Origin of the sequence: Corallococcus sp. AB049A, from assembly GCF_003668885.1 — a bacterium.
Lineage (GTDB): Bacteria > Myxococcota > Myxococcia > Myxococcales > Myxococcaceae > Corallococcus > Corallococcus interemptor.
The window spans coordinates 1-15075 of record NZ_RAWL01000030.1 but is presented as its reverse complement, the minus strand read 5'-3'; the positions used below and the strand labels follow the sequence as shown (position 1 = coordinate 15075).

Annotated in this window: 15 protein-coding genes and 1 pseudogene; all 16 read right to left on the bottom strand. The window is 68.3% G+C overall.

What is annotated here, in order from left to right; translation table 11 throughout:
- Positions 1-13 precede the first annotated feature (13 nt).
- Entirely contained in the window at positions 14-808 is a 795-nt protein-coding gene (locus tag D7X55_RS05465; RefSeq protein WP_121722430.1) for a DedA family protein, read from the bottom strand.
- Positions 809-1113: 305 nt separating this feature from the next.
- Positions 1114-1584 (bottom strand): cyclic nucleotide-binding domain-containing protein, encoded by a 471-nt coding sequence (locus D7X55_RS05460; RefSeq protein ID WP_120552355.1) that lies wholly within the window; start codon positions 1582-1584, stop codon positions 1114-1116.
- Between the two features lie 33 nt (positions 1585-1617).
- Positions 1618-2133 (bottom strand): gamma carbonic anhydrase family protein, encoded by a 516-nt coding sequence (locus tag D7X55_RS05455; RefSeq protein ID WP_120552357.1) that lies wholly within the window; start codon positions 2131-2133, stop codon positions 1618-1620.
- 37 nt (positions 2134-2170) lie between these two features.
- Positions 2171-3556, bottom strand: a complete 1386-nt coding sequence (gene miaB, locus D7X55_RS05450; protein ID WP_121722429.1) for a tRNA (N6-isopentenyl adenosine(37)-C2)-methylthiotransferase MiaB — start codon at positions 3554-3556, stop codon at positions 2171-2173.
- A gap of 73 nt (positions 3557-3629) precedes the next feature.
- Positions 3630-4148: a hypothetical protein gene (locus tag D7X55_RS05445; protein ID WP_120552353.1), complete on the bottom strand. Its 519-nt coding sequence runs from the start codon at positions 4146-4148 to the stop codon at positions 3630-3632.
- Between the two features lie 27 nt (positions 4149-4175).
- Positions 4176-5573 carry a VWA domain-containing protein gene (locus D7X55_RS05440; protein WP_120552352.1) on the bottom strand — a complete coding sequence of 466 codons (1398 nt, stop codon included), beginning with the start codon at positions 5571-5573 and terminating at the stop codon, positions 4176-4178.
- A gap of 6 nt (positions 5574-5579) precedes the next feature.
- On the bottom strand, positions 5580-6875 hold the full coding sequence (locus D7X55_RS05435) for a class I SAM-dependent RNA methyltransferase (RefSeq protein ID WP_121722428.1): 1296 nt from the start codon (positions 6873-6875) through the stop codon (positions 5580-5582).
- A 39-nt stretch (positions 6876-6914) separates the two neighbouring features.
- Complete coding sequence (locus tag D7X55_RS05430; RefSeq protein WP_120552350.1) at positions 6915-7307, bottom strand: TIGR02266 family protein; 393 nt, start codon at positions 7305-7307, stop codon at positions 6915-6917.
- Between the two features lie 75 nt (positions 7308-7382).
- Complete coding sequence (locus D7X55_RS05425; protein ID WP_120552349.1) at positions 7383-8045, bottom strand: CoA transferase subunit B; 663 nt, start codon at positions 8043-8045, stop codon at positions 7383-7385.
- A 3-nt stretch (positions 8046-8048) separates the two neighbouring features.
- Positions 8049-8750, bottom strand: a complete 702-nt coding sequence (locus tag D7X55_RS05420; RefSeq protein ID WP_120552348.1) for a CoA transferase subunit A — start codon at positions 8748-8750, stop codon at positions 8049-8051.
- Positions 8751-8766: 16 nt separating this feature from the next.
- Positions 8767-9948 carry an acetyl-CoA C-acetyltransferase gene (locus tag D7X55_RS05415; RefSeq protein ID WP_120552347.1) on the bottom strand — a complete coding sequence of 394 codons (1182 nt, stop codon included), beginning with the start codon at positions 9946-9948 and terminating at the stop codon, positions 8767-8769.
- 146 nt (positions 9949-10094) lie between these two features.
- Complete coding sequence (locus D7X55_RS05410; RefSeq protein ID WP_120552356.1) at positions 10095-11801, bottom strand: 30S ribosomal protein S1; 1707 nt, start codon at positions 11799-11801, stop codon at positions 10095-10097.
- A gap of 271 nt (positions 11802-12072) precedes the next feature.
- Entirely contained in the window at positions 12073-13218 is a 1146-nt protein-coding gene (locus tag D7X55_RS05405) for an acyl-CoA dehydrogenase family protein (protein ID WP_121722427.1), read from the bottom strand.
- 16 nt (positions 13219-13234) lie between these two features.
- Positions 13235-13693: an AgmX/PglI C-terminal domain-containing protein gene (locus tag D7X55_RS05400; RefSeq protein WP_120552345.1), complete on the bottom strand. Its 459-nt coding sequence runs from the start codon at positions 13691-13693 to the stop codon at positions 13235-13237.
- A gap of 10 nt (positions 13694-13703) precedes the next feature.
- On the bottom strand, positions 13704-14846 hold the full coding sequence (locus D7X55_RS05395) for an acyl-CoA dehydrogenase (RefSeq protein WP_120552344.1): 1143 nt from the start codon (positions 14844-14846) through the stop codon (positions 13704-13706).
- A 35-nt stretch (positions 14847-14881) separates the two neighbouring features.
- A pseudogene (locus tag D7X55_RS05390) lies at positions 14882-15075 on the bottom strand (hypothetical protein); the annotation flags it as partial.

Here is a 15075-nt window from a genome sequence, read left to right as displayed (position 1 = left end):
CGGTGAGCAGCCGCTACTTGTGAGCGTTCAGGTCCGGCTCGGACGCGGGCGCCTTGTCGGCGGGCACGTCGAAGAAGGCGCTGGAGCTGGGCGCGCGCGTGGAAGACACGCTGTTCTCCAGCGTCTCCGGCACGGGCGGCAGCGCCACCGGCGTCACCTGCGCCTGGGCGGCGGCCTGCGCCTTGAGCTTCGCGTTCTTGCGGCGGCGGTAGAGGAAGTAGCCCACCGCCAGCACCGCCAGCGTCCCCATCACCACGACCTGGCCGTCCTTCAGCTTGCGGATGACCATGTCCAGCTCGCCACCGAAGTGGAACCCGAGCCACACGAACACCGGCGCGGACAGCAGCGCCGCCAGGCCGTCCCAGAAGATGAAGCGCCAGTAGGACATGTGGACGGAGCCCGCGGTGAAGTACGTCACCGCGCGCACGCCCGGCATGAAGCGGGCAATCATCACGATCTTCTGGCCGTGCGTGACGAAGAGCGACTCCACCTTCGCCCGCTTCTCCGGCGTGACGATCTTCGAGAAGAACCCGCCCCCCTTCGCCCCCGGGTCGCGCCCCAGCCGCGTGCCCAGCCGGCGACCCGCCAGGTAGATGAGGCTGTCACCCACCAGGATGCCGAAGAACCCCACCGCCATCATCACAGGCAGGTCGGCCGCGCCCTTGTGCGCCAGGAACCCACCGAGGATGAGTGAGATGTCCTCTGGAAGCGGCACCCCCAGCCCGCACGCCACCAGGATGGCGAACACGGTCAGGTAGGCGAAGAGGCCCTGGGAGTTACCGAGCAGGTTGGTAAGCAGTTCTTCCACGCGTCGTTCCGTCCAATCACTTCCCGAAGGGCCGCTCGGTGACCACCCGGGCTGGCCCGTCCATCACCCAGCCATCAACCGGGTGCGGCAGTTGAAAACTCCGGCCGCCCAGCTTCCCACCTCAAGCGCCCGAGCCCCATCACGAAAGCTCTCGGCTTTCTGTCTACCCGTACCTACGGTGTGCGACAGCCAGGAGCCGGGGGGACTCCCGGCGAGGACAGTAACCACCCCGGGTACGAGCGGCAGTGCCTTGGTGAGCTTCCGGCCTTCCGGCAGGAACTCCACGCGGCCTGGCCGACAGTCGCTCAGGTCCCGGGAGCCCGGGCTACCAGCGTGCGCAGCATGTCCCGGTTGTCGCGGGCCTTCGCGCCGAAGTGGCTGACGATGCCCATCAACAACTTGATGCAGGCCTGCGGCTTCTGCGCGAGCAGCTTCTGGAAATCCGCCGAGCGGATCTCCAGCGCCATCACGTCCGTCTGCGCGGTCGCCGAGCACAGCCGCTCGCCCTTCTGCACGAGCGCCAGTTCCCCCAGGGGCTCGCCGGCGGTGACCTCACCCAGGGGCACGTCCTCACCCGAGGGACTCCGGGCGCTCAGCCGCACGGTGCCCTCGCCGACAATCAGCAGCGAGTCCCCGGGCTTGCCCTCGGTGAAGAGCGCCGTCCCCTTGGGGAAGGCGCGCGACACGGCCGCCGCCGCGAAGATGGAGATGCCGGTGTCGGTGAAGCCCTTGAAGAGCGGACAGGCCTTCAGGGTCGTCTCGGGGGCAAGCGCCATGGGGGTGTTCCTAACACGCACAACGCGGCCGCGTCAGCGGCTGGCGCGGTGTTCAGCGGCGGTGTGCACGTAGTGGAGGGCGGACTGCACCAGGAACTCGCGCTCGCCTTCGTGGATGGGGCGCTTCACCTTGCCGGGCGAGCCCACCACCAGCGACCCCGGGGGGATCTTCGTCCCGGGCGTCAGCAGCGTGCCCGCGCCGATGATGCAGTCGTCCCCCACCTCCACGCCGTCCATCAGGATGGCGCCCATGCCCACCAGCACCCGGTGGCCCACGACGCAGCCGTGGAGGATGACCCGGTGGCCCACCGTGCAGTCATCCCCCACCGTCGTGGAGTCACCCTGGCTGGTGACGTGGATCATCGTGAGATCCTGGATGTTGGTGCGCTTGCCGATGCGGATGGAGTTCACGTCCCCGCGCAGCACGGAGTTGAACCAGATGGACGAGTCCTCGCCCAGCTCCACGTCGCCCACCACCTGGGCGGAGTCCTCGATGAAGCAGCTCGGATGAACGCGGGGGGACACCCCGCGAAACGGCTTCAACGGCATGGTGGCACCTCCGACGGCGGGACAGCGGCGGAAGGCGTCAGGCCTCCGCCGGGACATGCAACGGCAAGGGCAGCTCCACCGCCGGCGGCGCCACGGTGGGGGCCTGGAGCATCGCCACCTGCTTGCCCGCGAGCTGGTTGGGCGTGGCGCGCTCCACGTGCACCTTCACGACGGAGCCCGCGGGGGCGTCGCCCTCGAAGTTCACCGTGCGGTTCTCCGGCGTGCGGCCAAAGCGCTTGGTGGCGTCGTAGCGCGAGCGGCCCTCCACCAGCACCTCCACGTCCAGGCCCACCTGCGCCTGGGTGTACTCGCCGCTGATGCGCCGCTGCAGCTTCTGCAGGCGCTCCAGCCGCGCCACCTTCACCTCGTGCGGGATGGGGCCCCAGTCCTTCTCGCGCAGCGCGGCGCCCGTCTTGGGGCGCGGGCTGTACACGAAGGAGAACTGGTTGTCGTACTTCACCCGCTCGGTGAGCTGCATCGTCATCTCGAACTCTTCCTCGGTCTCACCGGGGAAGCCCACGATGATGTCCGTGGTGATGGCGATGCCGGGCCGCGCGGCGCGCAGCTTCTCCAGCCGCTCCATGTACTGCTCGACGGTGTAGTCGCGGCGCATCATCTTCAGGATGCGATCGCTTCCGCACTGCACGGGCAGGTGGAAGTGCGGGGCAATCTTGGGCTGCACGCGGAAGGCTTCGATCAGCTCGTCCGACAGGTCATGCGGGTGACTGGTGGTGAAGCGCACGCGCTCGATGCCCGGCACCTCCGCGGTGCGCAGGAGCAGCTGCGCGAAGCTGATGCCGCCCTGGTACGAGTTGACGTTCTGGCCGATGAGCGTCACTTCCCGCACGCCCACGCCGGCCAGGTCCGCCACCTCGTTGAGCACCTCCGGGAAGTTGCGGCTCACCTCGCGGCCACGGGTGTGCGGGACGATGCAGAAGGAGCAGACGTTGTCGCAGCCCTTCATCACCGTGACGAACTCGGACACCTTGCCGCGGGACGTCTCCGCGTCGGCGCGCGGGAAGACGTACTCCTCGGAGTCCACGAAGGCCGTCTCCACCACGCGCTCGCGGGCGTCCTGCACGCGGGCGATGACTTCCGGCAGCTTCGCGATGTTGTCCGGGCCGAAGACGAAGTCCAGGTACGGGACCTTCTTCAGCAGCTTGTCCTTCTCCTGCTGGGCCACGCAGCCGCCCACGCCAAGAATCGCTCCGCGGCTGGCCTTCACCGCGCGGTAGCGCCCCAGCGCGGAGAGCATCTTGTCCTCGGCCTTCTCGCGGATGGAGCAGGTGTTGAGGATGATGAGGTCCGCGTTGTCCGCCTCGGGCGTGGGGACGTAGGACATCTTCGACAACGCCTCGCTCATGCGGAGCGAGTCGTTGACGTTCATCTGGCAGCCGAAGGTGTGGATGAAGTAGCGCTTCATGGGTAGGCCTTGAAGGAAAACGGGCCGTTATGGAACGCCCGGACGCGGAATGCAACCGGGCGGGCGCCCCGGGTCATCCCCGGCTGAGCACCTTCTGGAGCCGGGTGTGCAGGGCCAGGAGCTCCGCCTCGCGCCCCCGGAGCAGGGCCACCGTCTCCACGCCGTACCGCCGGCCCAGGGCGTCCGTCTCCCGCTCCTGCTTCACCAGCTCGTCCTGGACGCGCTTCTTCACCTCGTCCACCTCCGGCCCGGAGCGGGACTCCAGCTCCGTCAGCTTCGAGCGCAGCCGCTGCACCGTCCACCGCCGCCCGCCAAAGGCCCGGAGCACCGCGCTCCCCCACTCCGCCGCCTTCACGTCCAGGCCGCTCGCCTCCAGGGCCGCCTTGGCCGCGCGGGCCATGGCCTCCGGGCCGGCGTCCGCCTCCACGTGCGCCAGGAAGGTCTCCTGGTAGCGGACCAGCTGGTCGAGCAGCGCCGTGTCCACCGGCCGGGACGCCATGCGCAGCGTGCGGTCATCGGCGGCGTCGAAGTCCGGACCGGTCTCCACGTTGGGGACGTCCTGGTAGTCGTCGAAGAAGGAGGACGGGGCCATGGGGGGCTCCTCAAGGGACTGCGGGTTTCAGACGGGGACGAGCTGTTCCGCGATGCGGGCCAGGTCCGACACGGAGGTGACGACCACGGCCTGGGTGCAGTGCTTCTCGTAGGTGAGCATCTCGCTGTCGCCGATGCCCCAGTTGCCCCGCTCCTCGGGGCAGATCCACAGCACGCGCTTGGCCTTGCGCTTCAGGTCCTTGAGGGCCCAGGCGTTGCTCGCGTTGTAGTTGTTGCGGCCGTCGCCAATGATCATCACGGTGGTGCGGCGCGTGATGCTGCCCAGGTGGTCACGCGTGAAGTCCGCCAGCGCACGGCCGTAGTTGGAGTTGGAGCTCATGGACACGGTGCGCCCGGCGGTCGCCGCGTCAATGGCCTCGCTCACGTCCAGGTCCTTGAAGAACTGCGTCACCTCGCCCACGTCGGACACGAAGACGAACGAGCGCACGCGCACGAACAGCGACTGCATCGTGTGCATGAACAGCAGCATCATCCGGGACGCGTTGCGCACGGAGTCGGACACGTCGCAGAGCACCACCAGCTCCGGGCGCTCCGGCCGGCGGGTGCGGAACACGGGCACCATGGGGATGCCATCCCAGGGCATGTTCCGGCGCAGCGTGCGCTGGGCATGGAGCGACCCGCGCCGGTGTGAGCGCTGCTTGCGGATCATCCGGCTCTTGAGCTTCTCCGCCAGCGTGCGGACAGCGGCCTCCATCTGGTCCACCTCCGCCTGCGAGAGCAGGTGCAGCGGCTTCTCCGTGACGGTGTCCGTGCGGCGGCGGATGCGAGCCTCCGACTGGCGCTTCACCTCCGCGCGAGCAGCCTCTTCAATCTTGCGCATGGCCGCGGCCACGTGGCGCGAGACGATCTCCACGCCCTCGGCATGGAGCCCCCGGGCCTTGAGTTCGTCCTCCAGCGACTTCAGGTCGGACCGGGCCCGCTCCATGCCCGCGCCCGCCAGCATCCGCCGGGTGAAGAACCCCGTCTGGAGGGGGCTCTCCAGCTGCCCCAGGTCCAGCTGGAGCGACGCCTGACGGAAGAGCTGCGCCAGCCGGGCGCGGTCCCCCGCGAGGATGGCCTGCGCCAGCGGGGACATCTCCGGCGCCAGCAGGTTCATCTGGTAGATGACCATCTTCAGCAGGTCGCCTTCCAGGTAGCCCTCTTCCTCCAGCTGCTTCGCCAGCGACTGGTCGATGGCCTCGAACGTGCGGGCCGCGCCGGAGAAGAAGAAGTCGAACGCGCGGCGGAACGTCTCCACGTCCAGCTCGCGCTTCACCAGCGTGGTGCGCAGCACGGAGCGGAACAGCCCCCGGTCCTCGAGGCCCACCTCCGCGGTGGCGCGCAGCGCGTCCTGCACCTCGGACGTGCTGACGCGCACGCCGTTCTGGCGGAGGACCTCGGCGAACTCGACGATGCGGGCGTCCATGGCGCGTCAGGCTCCCCGTTCGAAGGACATCACCGCTTCCACGTGGTGCGTCTGCGGGAACATGTCCACCACCTGGAGCGCCACGGGCTTGTAACCGGCCTCCACCAGCCCCGCCGCGTCGCGCGCCAGCGAGGCCGGGTCGCACGCCACGTAGACGACCCGGCGCACGTTCAACGCGCGCATCCACTTCGCCAGGCCCGGCGCACCGGCCCGGGGCGGATCCGCGAGGCACAGGTCGAACGAACGCCCCTCCGCCACCAGCCCGTCGCACACCTTGCGCGCGTCACCCTGGACGAAGCGCACGTTGGCCACGCTGCCCTCGCGAGCACTCCGCTGCGCCAGCTCCACGCCCACCGGAGATGACTCCACGCCCAGCACCGAACCCGCCGTGCCGGCCAGGGGGAACGTGAAGTTGCCGTTGCCGGAGTACAGCTCCAGCACGGAGTCCGTCTCCTTCGCGCCCAGCTCGTACAGAGCCGCCGTGACGAGCCCCACGTTGGCCTCCGCGTGCGCCTGCGCGAACGCATCCGGCCGCAGGTACACCGGCACCTCGGGGCGCAGCGGGGACAGCGAGCGCAGCACCGGCCGGCCGATGAGCCGCGCCGAGCCCTCCTTGGGCACCAGCACCGCGCCCTCCAGCCGCAGCGCGCGCACCGCGGCCTCCGCCGCCTCCAGGTGCCGCGCCGTCACCTGGCCGCTCATGTTCACCGCGAACGCGGCTTTGTCGCCCTCGGCCAGCAGCAACACCTCCTCGGTGTCCTTGGCCAGCGGCTTGAGCAACGGGGCCAGCTTCCCGGGCAGCGCCGTGAGCACCGGCGTGAGCGCGGGGCAGACGTCCACGGGGATGCGCTCGTGCGTGCGCCGGCCGAAGTAGCCGAGCGCCCCCTTCCCCGCCCCGTGCAGCACCGCGCGGCGGCGGTAGCCCCAGTCCCGGGGCGCGACCATCAGCGGCCGCACGTTGAAGTCCGTCCGCTTCAGGCGGCCCAGGTGCTCCAGCGTGGACAGGACGATCTCCTGCTTCGCGGACCGCTGCGCGGGGACGGACAGCTCCAGCCAGTCACAGCCGCCGCACGCATCCGAGTACACGCAGCGCGACGGCACGCGCTCCGCCCCGTCCGTCAGCACCTGGCCCAGGAGGCCGCGCACGACCTTGCCCTGGACCTCCAGGCGCACGCGCACGGTGTCGCCGGGGAAGGCGCCGGGCACGAAGACGGTGCGCCCCTCCCATTGGGCCACGCCTTCGCCCAGCTGGCCCAGCCGCTCAATCGTCAGTTCAATGGGGGATTCGGGCAGCGTCGTCATCGCAGGCGCACTCGCGGGGGCCGCCTGGGTGGGGCCGCCCTACTTCCGGGTCGCACTGCCACGCTCGTCCGCCGGCAGGGCTTCCCGCAGGCGCTCCACGAACGCTTCGATGCGCGACCGCTTCTCGTCGTCAACGTCCAGGAACTCCACCGCCATCCCCGGCACCTCCTGCCCCGGCGTCCCCTGGGGGTTGGTGCGGGTCACCTTCCCGGACAGGTCCACCGGGAAGCTGGCGCCCGGCAGCGACACCAACAGCCGCACCACCGTGCCCACCGGCAAGGGCTGCTGCGTGTTGATGTAGAGCCCGCCGCGCGACAGGTTCACCGCCCAGTCCGTCACGAAGCCCGACACCGTGCGGTACGCCACGGGCAGCTCATGGTCGATGCGGTGCGCGCGAGGCGCGGGGACAGGCTTCTCCGAAGTATCGGCCATGACGGACTCCGCTCTCCGGGAGATGGTGGCTTCCGTCCCATCCGGAGAGACGGAAGCGCACCCTAGCACCCAACGTCAGGCGGGAAACTTCATCTCGCGCAGGTCGGGCGCGATCTTCAGCTTCGGCTCGGTGAGCTGCTGCACCCGTTCCACCGTCAGTCCGGGTGCGATCTCCCGAAGCACCAGCCCCTCCGGCGTCACGTCGATGAACGCGTGGTCGGAGACGATGTGGTGCACGCACTTGAGGCCCGTCAGCGGCAGCGAGCACTTCTTCAAGATCTTCGGCTGCCCGTCCTTGTTGGCGTGCTCCATGGCCACGTAGATGCGCTTGGCACCGACGGCCAGGTCCATGGCGCCGCCCATGCCCTTCACCATCTTGCCGGGGATCATCCAGTTGGCCAGGTCACCCTCTTCGCTGACCTCCATGGCGCCCAGCACGGCCAGGTCGATGTGGCCGCCGCGGATCATCCCGAAGGACAGCGCGGAGTCGAAGAAGGCGGAGCCCTTCACCACCGTCACCGTCTCCTTGCCCGCGTTGATGAGGTCCGGGTCCTCCTTCCCCTCTTCCGGATACGGCCCGATGCCGAGCAGGCCGTTCTCCGACTGGAGCACCACCTCCACCCCGGGCGGGATGTAGTTGGGCACGAGCGTGGGGATGCCGATGCCCAGGTTCACGTAGAAGCCGTCCTTCAGCTCCTGGGCGATGCGCTGCGCGATCTGTTCACGAGTCAGGGGCATGGCTCAGGACGCCTTCTTGCGGACGGTCCGCCGCTCGATCCACTTCTGGAGGTTCTGCGCCTGCACGATGCGGTGCACGAAGATGCTCGGGATGTGCACCTGATCCGGGTCGATCTCCCCCGGCTGCACGATGTGCTCCGCCTGCACGATGGTGACCTTGGCGGCCATGCACATCATGGGGGTGAAGTTCCGGGCCGTCTTGTGGAACACCAGGTTGCCCCAGGTGTCCGCCTTCCAGGCGTGGACGATGGCGAAGTCCGCCTTCAGCGGCGTCTCCAGGACGTGGAGGCGCCCGTCGATCATGCGCGTCTCCTTGCCCTCCGCCACCTGGGTGCCCGCGCCCGTCGGCGTGAAGAACCCGCCAATGCCGCAGCCCCCGGCGCGGATGCGCTCCGCGAGCGTGCCCTGCGGGTTGAGCTCCACCTCCAGCTCCCCGGAGAGGAACTGGCGCTCGAACTCCTTGTTCTCCCCCACGTAGCTGGCGACCATCTTCTTCACCTGCTTGTTCTGCAGGAGGATGCCCAGCCCCAGCTCCGTGGTGCCGCAGTTGTTGGAGATGATGGTGAGGCCCTTCACGTTCTTCTTGTGCAGGGCCGTGATGAGGTTCTCGGGGTTGCCGCACAGCCCGAACCCACCACTCATGAGAGTGATGTTGTCCGGGATGTCGGCGACCGCCTCATCCGCGCTCGCGTAGACCTTGTTCATGCGCGCGGTGTCCTCTTCAGCGCTCGACCATCAGCGCGATGCCTTCGCCGCCGCCGATGCAGAGCGACGCCACGCCACGCTTCTTGTCCTGGTCCTTCATCGTCTGCAGCAGCGTGACGAGCACGCGCGTGCCGGACGCGCCAATGGGGTGGCCCAGCACCACCGCGCCGCCGCGCACGTTCACCTTGGACGGCTCCAGGCCGAGGATGTTGTTGTTGGCGATGGACACCACGGAGAAGGCCTCGTTGATCTCCCAGAGGTCCACGTCCTTGGCTGTCACGTTCTGCTTCTTGAGCAGCGCGTTGATGGCGTCCGCCGGCGCGATGGTGAACTCCACCGGCTTGCGGGCGGCCTGCGCGTAGCCCTTGATGCGGCCCAGGATGGTGCGGCCCTCGGCCTTCGCCCGCTCCTCGCTCATCAGCACCACGGCGGCGGCGCCGTCGTTGATGGAGGACGCGTTGGCGGCCGTCACGGTGCCGTCCTTCTTGAACACCGGCTTCAGGCCCGGGATCTTGTCCGGCTTGGCGTTCTTGGGGCCCTCGTCCTCGGAGACGGTGGTGAACTCATCCGGCTTCTTGCCCGGAATCTGGACGGGGACGATCTCCGCGGCGAACAGGCCTTCCTTCTGGGCCTGGATGGCGCGGCGCGTGGACTCCAGCGCGAACTCGTCCTGCTGCGCGCGGCTGATGCCCTGCGTGGTGGCACAGGCCTCCGCGCAGATGCCCATGTGGACGTTGTCGTACACGTCCCAGAGGCCGTCGTGGATCATCGCGTCCTTGAACTCCACGTTCCCCATGCGGGAGCCGCCGCGCATGGTGTGGCTGAGGTAGGGCGCGTTGGACATGGACTCCATGCCGCCGGCGACGACGACGTCCGCGTCACCCAGGGCGATGGCCTGCGCCGCGGCGATGACCGTCTTGAGGCCGGAGCCACAGACCTTGTTGAGGGTGACGGCCGGCACGGACTCCGGGATGCCCGCGAAGATGGCAGCCTGACGGGCAGGCGCCTGGCCCACGCCCGCCTGGAGGACGTTGCCCATGATGACCTCCTGCACGGCCTCCGGCTTCACGCCCGCGCGCTCCAGGGCCGCCTTGATGGCGATGGCGCCCAGCTGGGGGGCGGTGAGCTTGGACAGCGCTCCCTGGAAGGAGCCGATGGGGGTACGAGCCGCGCCCACGATGACGACTTCACGAGCCATGGAACTGTCTCCTTGAGAGGGGAACCGGGAACCGCAGGGAAAGATTGGATGCGACTTATCACGGGCGGTTTCGGGCGAATCAAATGGAAACGGCCGGGCTCCCGCTTGGGAACCCGGCCGCCATCCACTTCAAGACGTGGGGCTGATTACTTCTTCAGCTTGCTCGCCATGACGTCGCCCAGGCGGGCCTTGGACCCTTCCGCCTGCTTGCGCAGGTACTCGCGGTAGTCCTCGCCCTCGCCGATGAGCGCCTTGATGGACAGCGCCACCTTGCGGTCCGGGGTGTTGATGTCGATGAGCTTGACCTCGACCTCCTGGCCCTCCTGCACCACGTCGCGGGGGTTCTCCACGCGCTCTTCCTTCAGCTCGGAGACGTGGACCAGGCCTTCGATGCCCGGCTCGATCTCCACGAACGCGCCGAAGTCGGTGACCTTGGTGACCTTGCCCTTCACGCGGCTGCCCACCGGCAGGCGCTCGGACAGCGTCTCCCAGGGGTCCGGCTGGAGCTGCTTGATGCCCAGGCTGAAGCGCTCGTTCTCGACGTCGATGTTGAGGACCACCGCCTCGACCTCGTCGCCCTTCTTGAACATCTCGCCCGGGTGCTTGATGCGCTGGGTCCAGGAGATGTCGGACACGTGCACCAGGCCGTCCACGCCCTCCTCGACGCCGACGAACACGCCGAAGTCGGTGACGTTGCGGATCTGGCCCTTGATGACGGAGCCGATCGGGTACTTGTCCTCGAGCAGCGTCCAGGGGTTCTGCTCGATCTGCTTCATGCCCAGCGCGATGCGCTTGGCCTTCGGATCGATGTCGAGGACGACGGCCTCCACCGTCTGGCCGACCTCCAGGATCTTGGACGGGTGCTTGAGGCGCTTGGTCCAGGACATCTCGGACACGTGCACCAGGCCCTCCACGCCCTGCTCGATCTCGATGAACGCGCCGTAGTCCGTGATGGACACGACCTTGCCGGCGACGCGGGTACCGACGGGGTACTTCTCGTCGGCGCGGTGCCACGGGTCCTCCTGGATCTGCTTGAGGCCCAGGCTGACGCGCTCCTGCGCGGGGTCGAACTTGAGGACGACGACGCGCACTTCGTCACCGACGTTGAACATCTCGCTGGGGTGACCGATGCGGCCCCAGGACATGTCGGTGATGTGCAGCAGGCCGTCGATGCCGCCGAGGTCGATGAAGGCGCCGTAGTCCGTGAGGTTCTTGACCACGCCCTTGAGGACCGCACCCTCCTTGAGGTTCTTGAGGGTCTCCTTCTTCATCTCCTCGCGCTGCTTCTCCAGCAGCACGCGGCGAGAGAGGACGATGTTGCCGCGCTTCTTGTTGAACTTGATGACCTTGAACTCGAATTCCTTCGAGATGTACTGGTCAAGGTTGCGCACAGGGCGGATGTCGACCTGGGAGCCAGGGAGGAACGCCTTCACGCCGATGTCGACGGAGAGGCCGCCCTTCACGCGTCCGACGATGGTGCCCTTGACGATCTCATCACGCTCGCAAGCGGCGGAGATCTCGTCCCAGATGCGCATCTTGTCGGCCTTCTCCTTGGAGAGGACGACCATGCCGGTGTCGTTCTCGCGGCTCTCCAGGAGGACCTCGACGGGGTCGCCGGCCTTGACCGTGACTTCCCCGCGGGGATTGGTGAACTCGGAGATCGGGACCTGTCCCTCGGACTTGTAGCCGATGTCCACGATCGCGAAATCCTTCGTCACCTGCACGACCGTGCCCTTGACGATCTCGCCTTCCTTCAGGATTCCGTCGCCGCCACGCTCCTTGAGCGAGGCCTCGAACATCGCCGCGAAGTCTTCGTCACCGCCGTCGATCTGCTGGTTCACGTTCTGCTGCATGAATGGGAAGTCCTTGGAACGGTACAACTGCCCCCTGTTTGAATGGGTGCGCGGCCGCCTGCGGGGAGCGACGGGAAACCGCGGGTGTCCCCTGAATGGGAACGCAAGGCTGGTTGGAAGCCGCGCACCCTAGACACCTGAGTTTCCGGGAGTCAAGCGGGGCACAGCGCCAAGTGGTGATCCGTGTTCTATGAACGCCCGGCCGGGTCCGCATCTGTCCTACCCGGCCGGTGCCCCCTGCCCGCTCGCCCCATGTGGGACAAGCGGAGCGCTACCCCTCGCGACGGAATGTTTCCCGGGCGATGACCATCCGCTGCACCTCGCTGGTGCCCTCGTAGATGGTCTGCACGCGCGCGTCCCGGAAGTAACGCTCGACCGGGAACTCGTCGATGTAACCGTAGCCGCCGTGCAGCTGCACGGCCTTGTCCGCGACCTTGTTGCTCATCTCGCTGGCGAAGAGCTTCGCCATGGAGGCCTCGCGGGTGAACGGCTGGCCGGCCTCCTTGAGGGCGGCGGCGCGCAGGGTCAGCAGCTCCGCCGCGTCCAGCTGGGTGCGCATGTCCGCCATCATGAAGCGGGGACCCTGCAGGTCCGCCACGGCCTGGCCAAAGGCCTTGCGGTCCTTGGTGTAGGAGACCGCCGCCTCCAGCGCCGCGCGGCCGGTGCCGCACGCCTGCGCCGCGATGCCAATGCGGCCGCCGTCCAGCGCCATCATGGCCAGGCGGAAGCCGTCCCCTTCCTTGCCCAGGAGGTTGGCCGCGGGCACTTCGCAGTCCTCGAAGGTGAGCCCCACGGTGTTGGACGCGCGCAGGCCCATCTTGTCCTCGTGCTTGCCCACGTGGAGGCCCTTGGCGCCGCCCTCCACGATGAAGCAGGACAGGCCCTTGTTGCCGGCCTGGCCCGTGCGGGCCCACACGACGATGACGCCCGCGTAGGCGCCGGAGGTGATCCACTGCTTGCTGCCGTTGAGCACGTACACGTCGCCGCGCCTGGTGGCGGTGGTGCGCATGGCGCCCGGGTCGGAGCCCGCGTGCGGCTCGCTCAGGGCGAACGCGCCGACGATGGCCTCACCGGAGGTGATGCGCGTGACGTACTTCTCCCGCTGCGCGTCGGTGCCGACGGCGTGGATCAGCTCCGCGCACATGTTGGTGACGGCCATGGCCACGGACACGGAGGCGTCCGCGGCGGCCATCTCCATCATGGCCAGCGCATAGGACACCACGCCCGCCTCCGCCCCGCCGTACTGCCCCGGCAGGTTCACGCCCAGCAGGCCCACCTCGGCCAGGGCCTTGAAGACTTCCGGGTCGAAGCGCTCCTCGCGGTCGGCCGCGCGGGCGTGCGGGGCCACGCGCTCGCGGGCGAACTTGCGAGCGGTGTCACGGATGAGCGTCTGGGTCTCGGTGAGGTCGAAGTTCACGGGCGCGGGTGTCCTGCTACTCGATGGCCTTGAGGTTGAACGGGTACTCGATGGGGTGGTCGCGGCCGTCCGGGGGCTTGGGGAAGTCCAGGGACGACAGCACCGCCACCACGCAGTCGTTGAGGCCCGCGTCCTTCAGCGTGCTGCCGTGCTTGTCGATCTTCGCGCTGCGCACGGTGCCTTCGGCGGTGATGGTGAAGGTGGTCCGGAGCAGGCCCTCCACCTTCTTGTCCTTCTCCACCATGTGGTCCTCGTAGCACTCCTGGATGCGAGGCATGTGGTGGGCGATCACCTGGCGGATGGAGTCCGGGGTGAAGGGCAGCCTGCTGACGTCCAGCCCGTCGTCCTTCTTGGGGGCCGGCGTGGCCGGAGCAGGCGTGGCCGCGGCCTTCTTCTTGGAGCCGCCCTGGGCGAGCGCCAGCGGAGACGCCAGGCCCAGGGACAGGAACAGCACGGGGAGGAGCGCGCGCTTCATGACCGGGTGACTACTCCTTGAGCAGGTTGGCGGAGATGACGATGCGCTGGATCTCGCTCGTCCCCTCGTAGATTTCGGTGATGCGCGCGTCGCGCACGTGGCGCTCGGCGTCCATCTCCTTGCTGTAGCCCATGCCGCCGTGGATCTGCAGGGCCTTGTTGGCCACGCGGCTGGCCATCTCGCTGGCGTAGAGCTTGGCCATGGCGCTCTCCGGGCTGTGGCGCACGCCCTTGTCCTTCATGAGCGCCGCGCGCCACACCAGCAGGCGGGCCGCGTCGATCTCCATGGCCATGTCCGCGATCATGAACTGGATGGCCTGGTGGTCGCGGATGGGCTTGCCGAACGTCTTGCGCTCACCGGAGTAGCGGACGGCCTCCTCGAAGGCCGCGCGCGCGATGCCCAGCGCCTGCGACGCGATGCCGATGCGGCCGCCGTCCAGGGTGGACATGGCGACCTTGAAGCCCTCGCCCTCCTTGCCCAGGCGGTACTTCTCCGGCACGCGCATGTCCTCGAAGAACATGGAGCAGGACCAGGCGGCGCTGATGCCCATCTTCTTGTCGGGCTCCGCGCGGGTGAATCCCGGCGTGTCGGTGGGGACGAGGAACGCGGTGATGCCCTTGTTGCCCGCTTCCTTGTTCGTCATCGTGATGAGGACGATGGCGTCGGCCTTGGGGCCGTTGGTGATCCAGTTCTTGGAGCCGTTGATGACGTACTCATTGCCGCGCTTCACGGCGATGGTCTTCTGGGCGGCGGCGTCGCTGCCGGCCTCGGGCTCCGTCAGGCCGAAGCAGCCGATCTTCTGGCCGCTGGCGAAGGGCTTGAGGAACTGCTCCTTCTGCTCGTCGGTGCCGAACTTGGACACCGGGTCGCAGTAGAGCGAGTTGTTCACGCTCATGATGACGCCGGTGGAGGCACAGCCGCGCGATATCTCCTCCATGGCGATGGCGTAACAGACGTTGTCCAGGCCCGCGCCGCCCCACTGCTCCGGCACCGCGATGCCCAGGAGGGACAGCTCCGCCAGCTTCTTCACCGCGTCCGAGGGCCACGCGTGCTGTTCGTCCCACTTGCGGGCGTTGGGGATGAGTTCCTTGGCGGCGAACTCGCGGCACAGCCGCTGGATCTCGCGCTGGATGTCGGTCAGCTCGAAGTTCATGGTGGACCTCCCATAGTACGGGGTCCGCCCCGGGGCTACTCCGAAGACGCCCCTCCGTCCGCGGGCGCGGGAATCCGGGTTCCAAAGAACATCGCGAGCGGCACCGTGACGTCGAAGGACACGTCCGTGCGAGCCCCCGCGTCCGTCCACGTCCTGCGCACCACCACCGACACCGTCCAGGGTTGGGTGCCCCGGTGCCGTTCAATCAAGTCATAGGTGAGCCCCACCC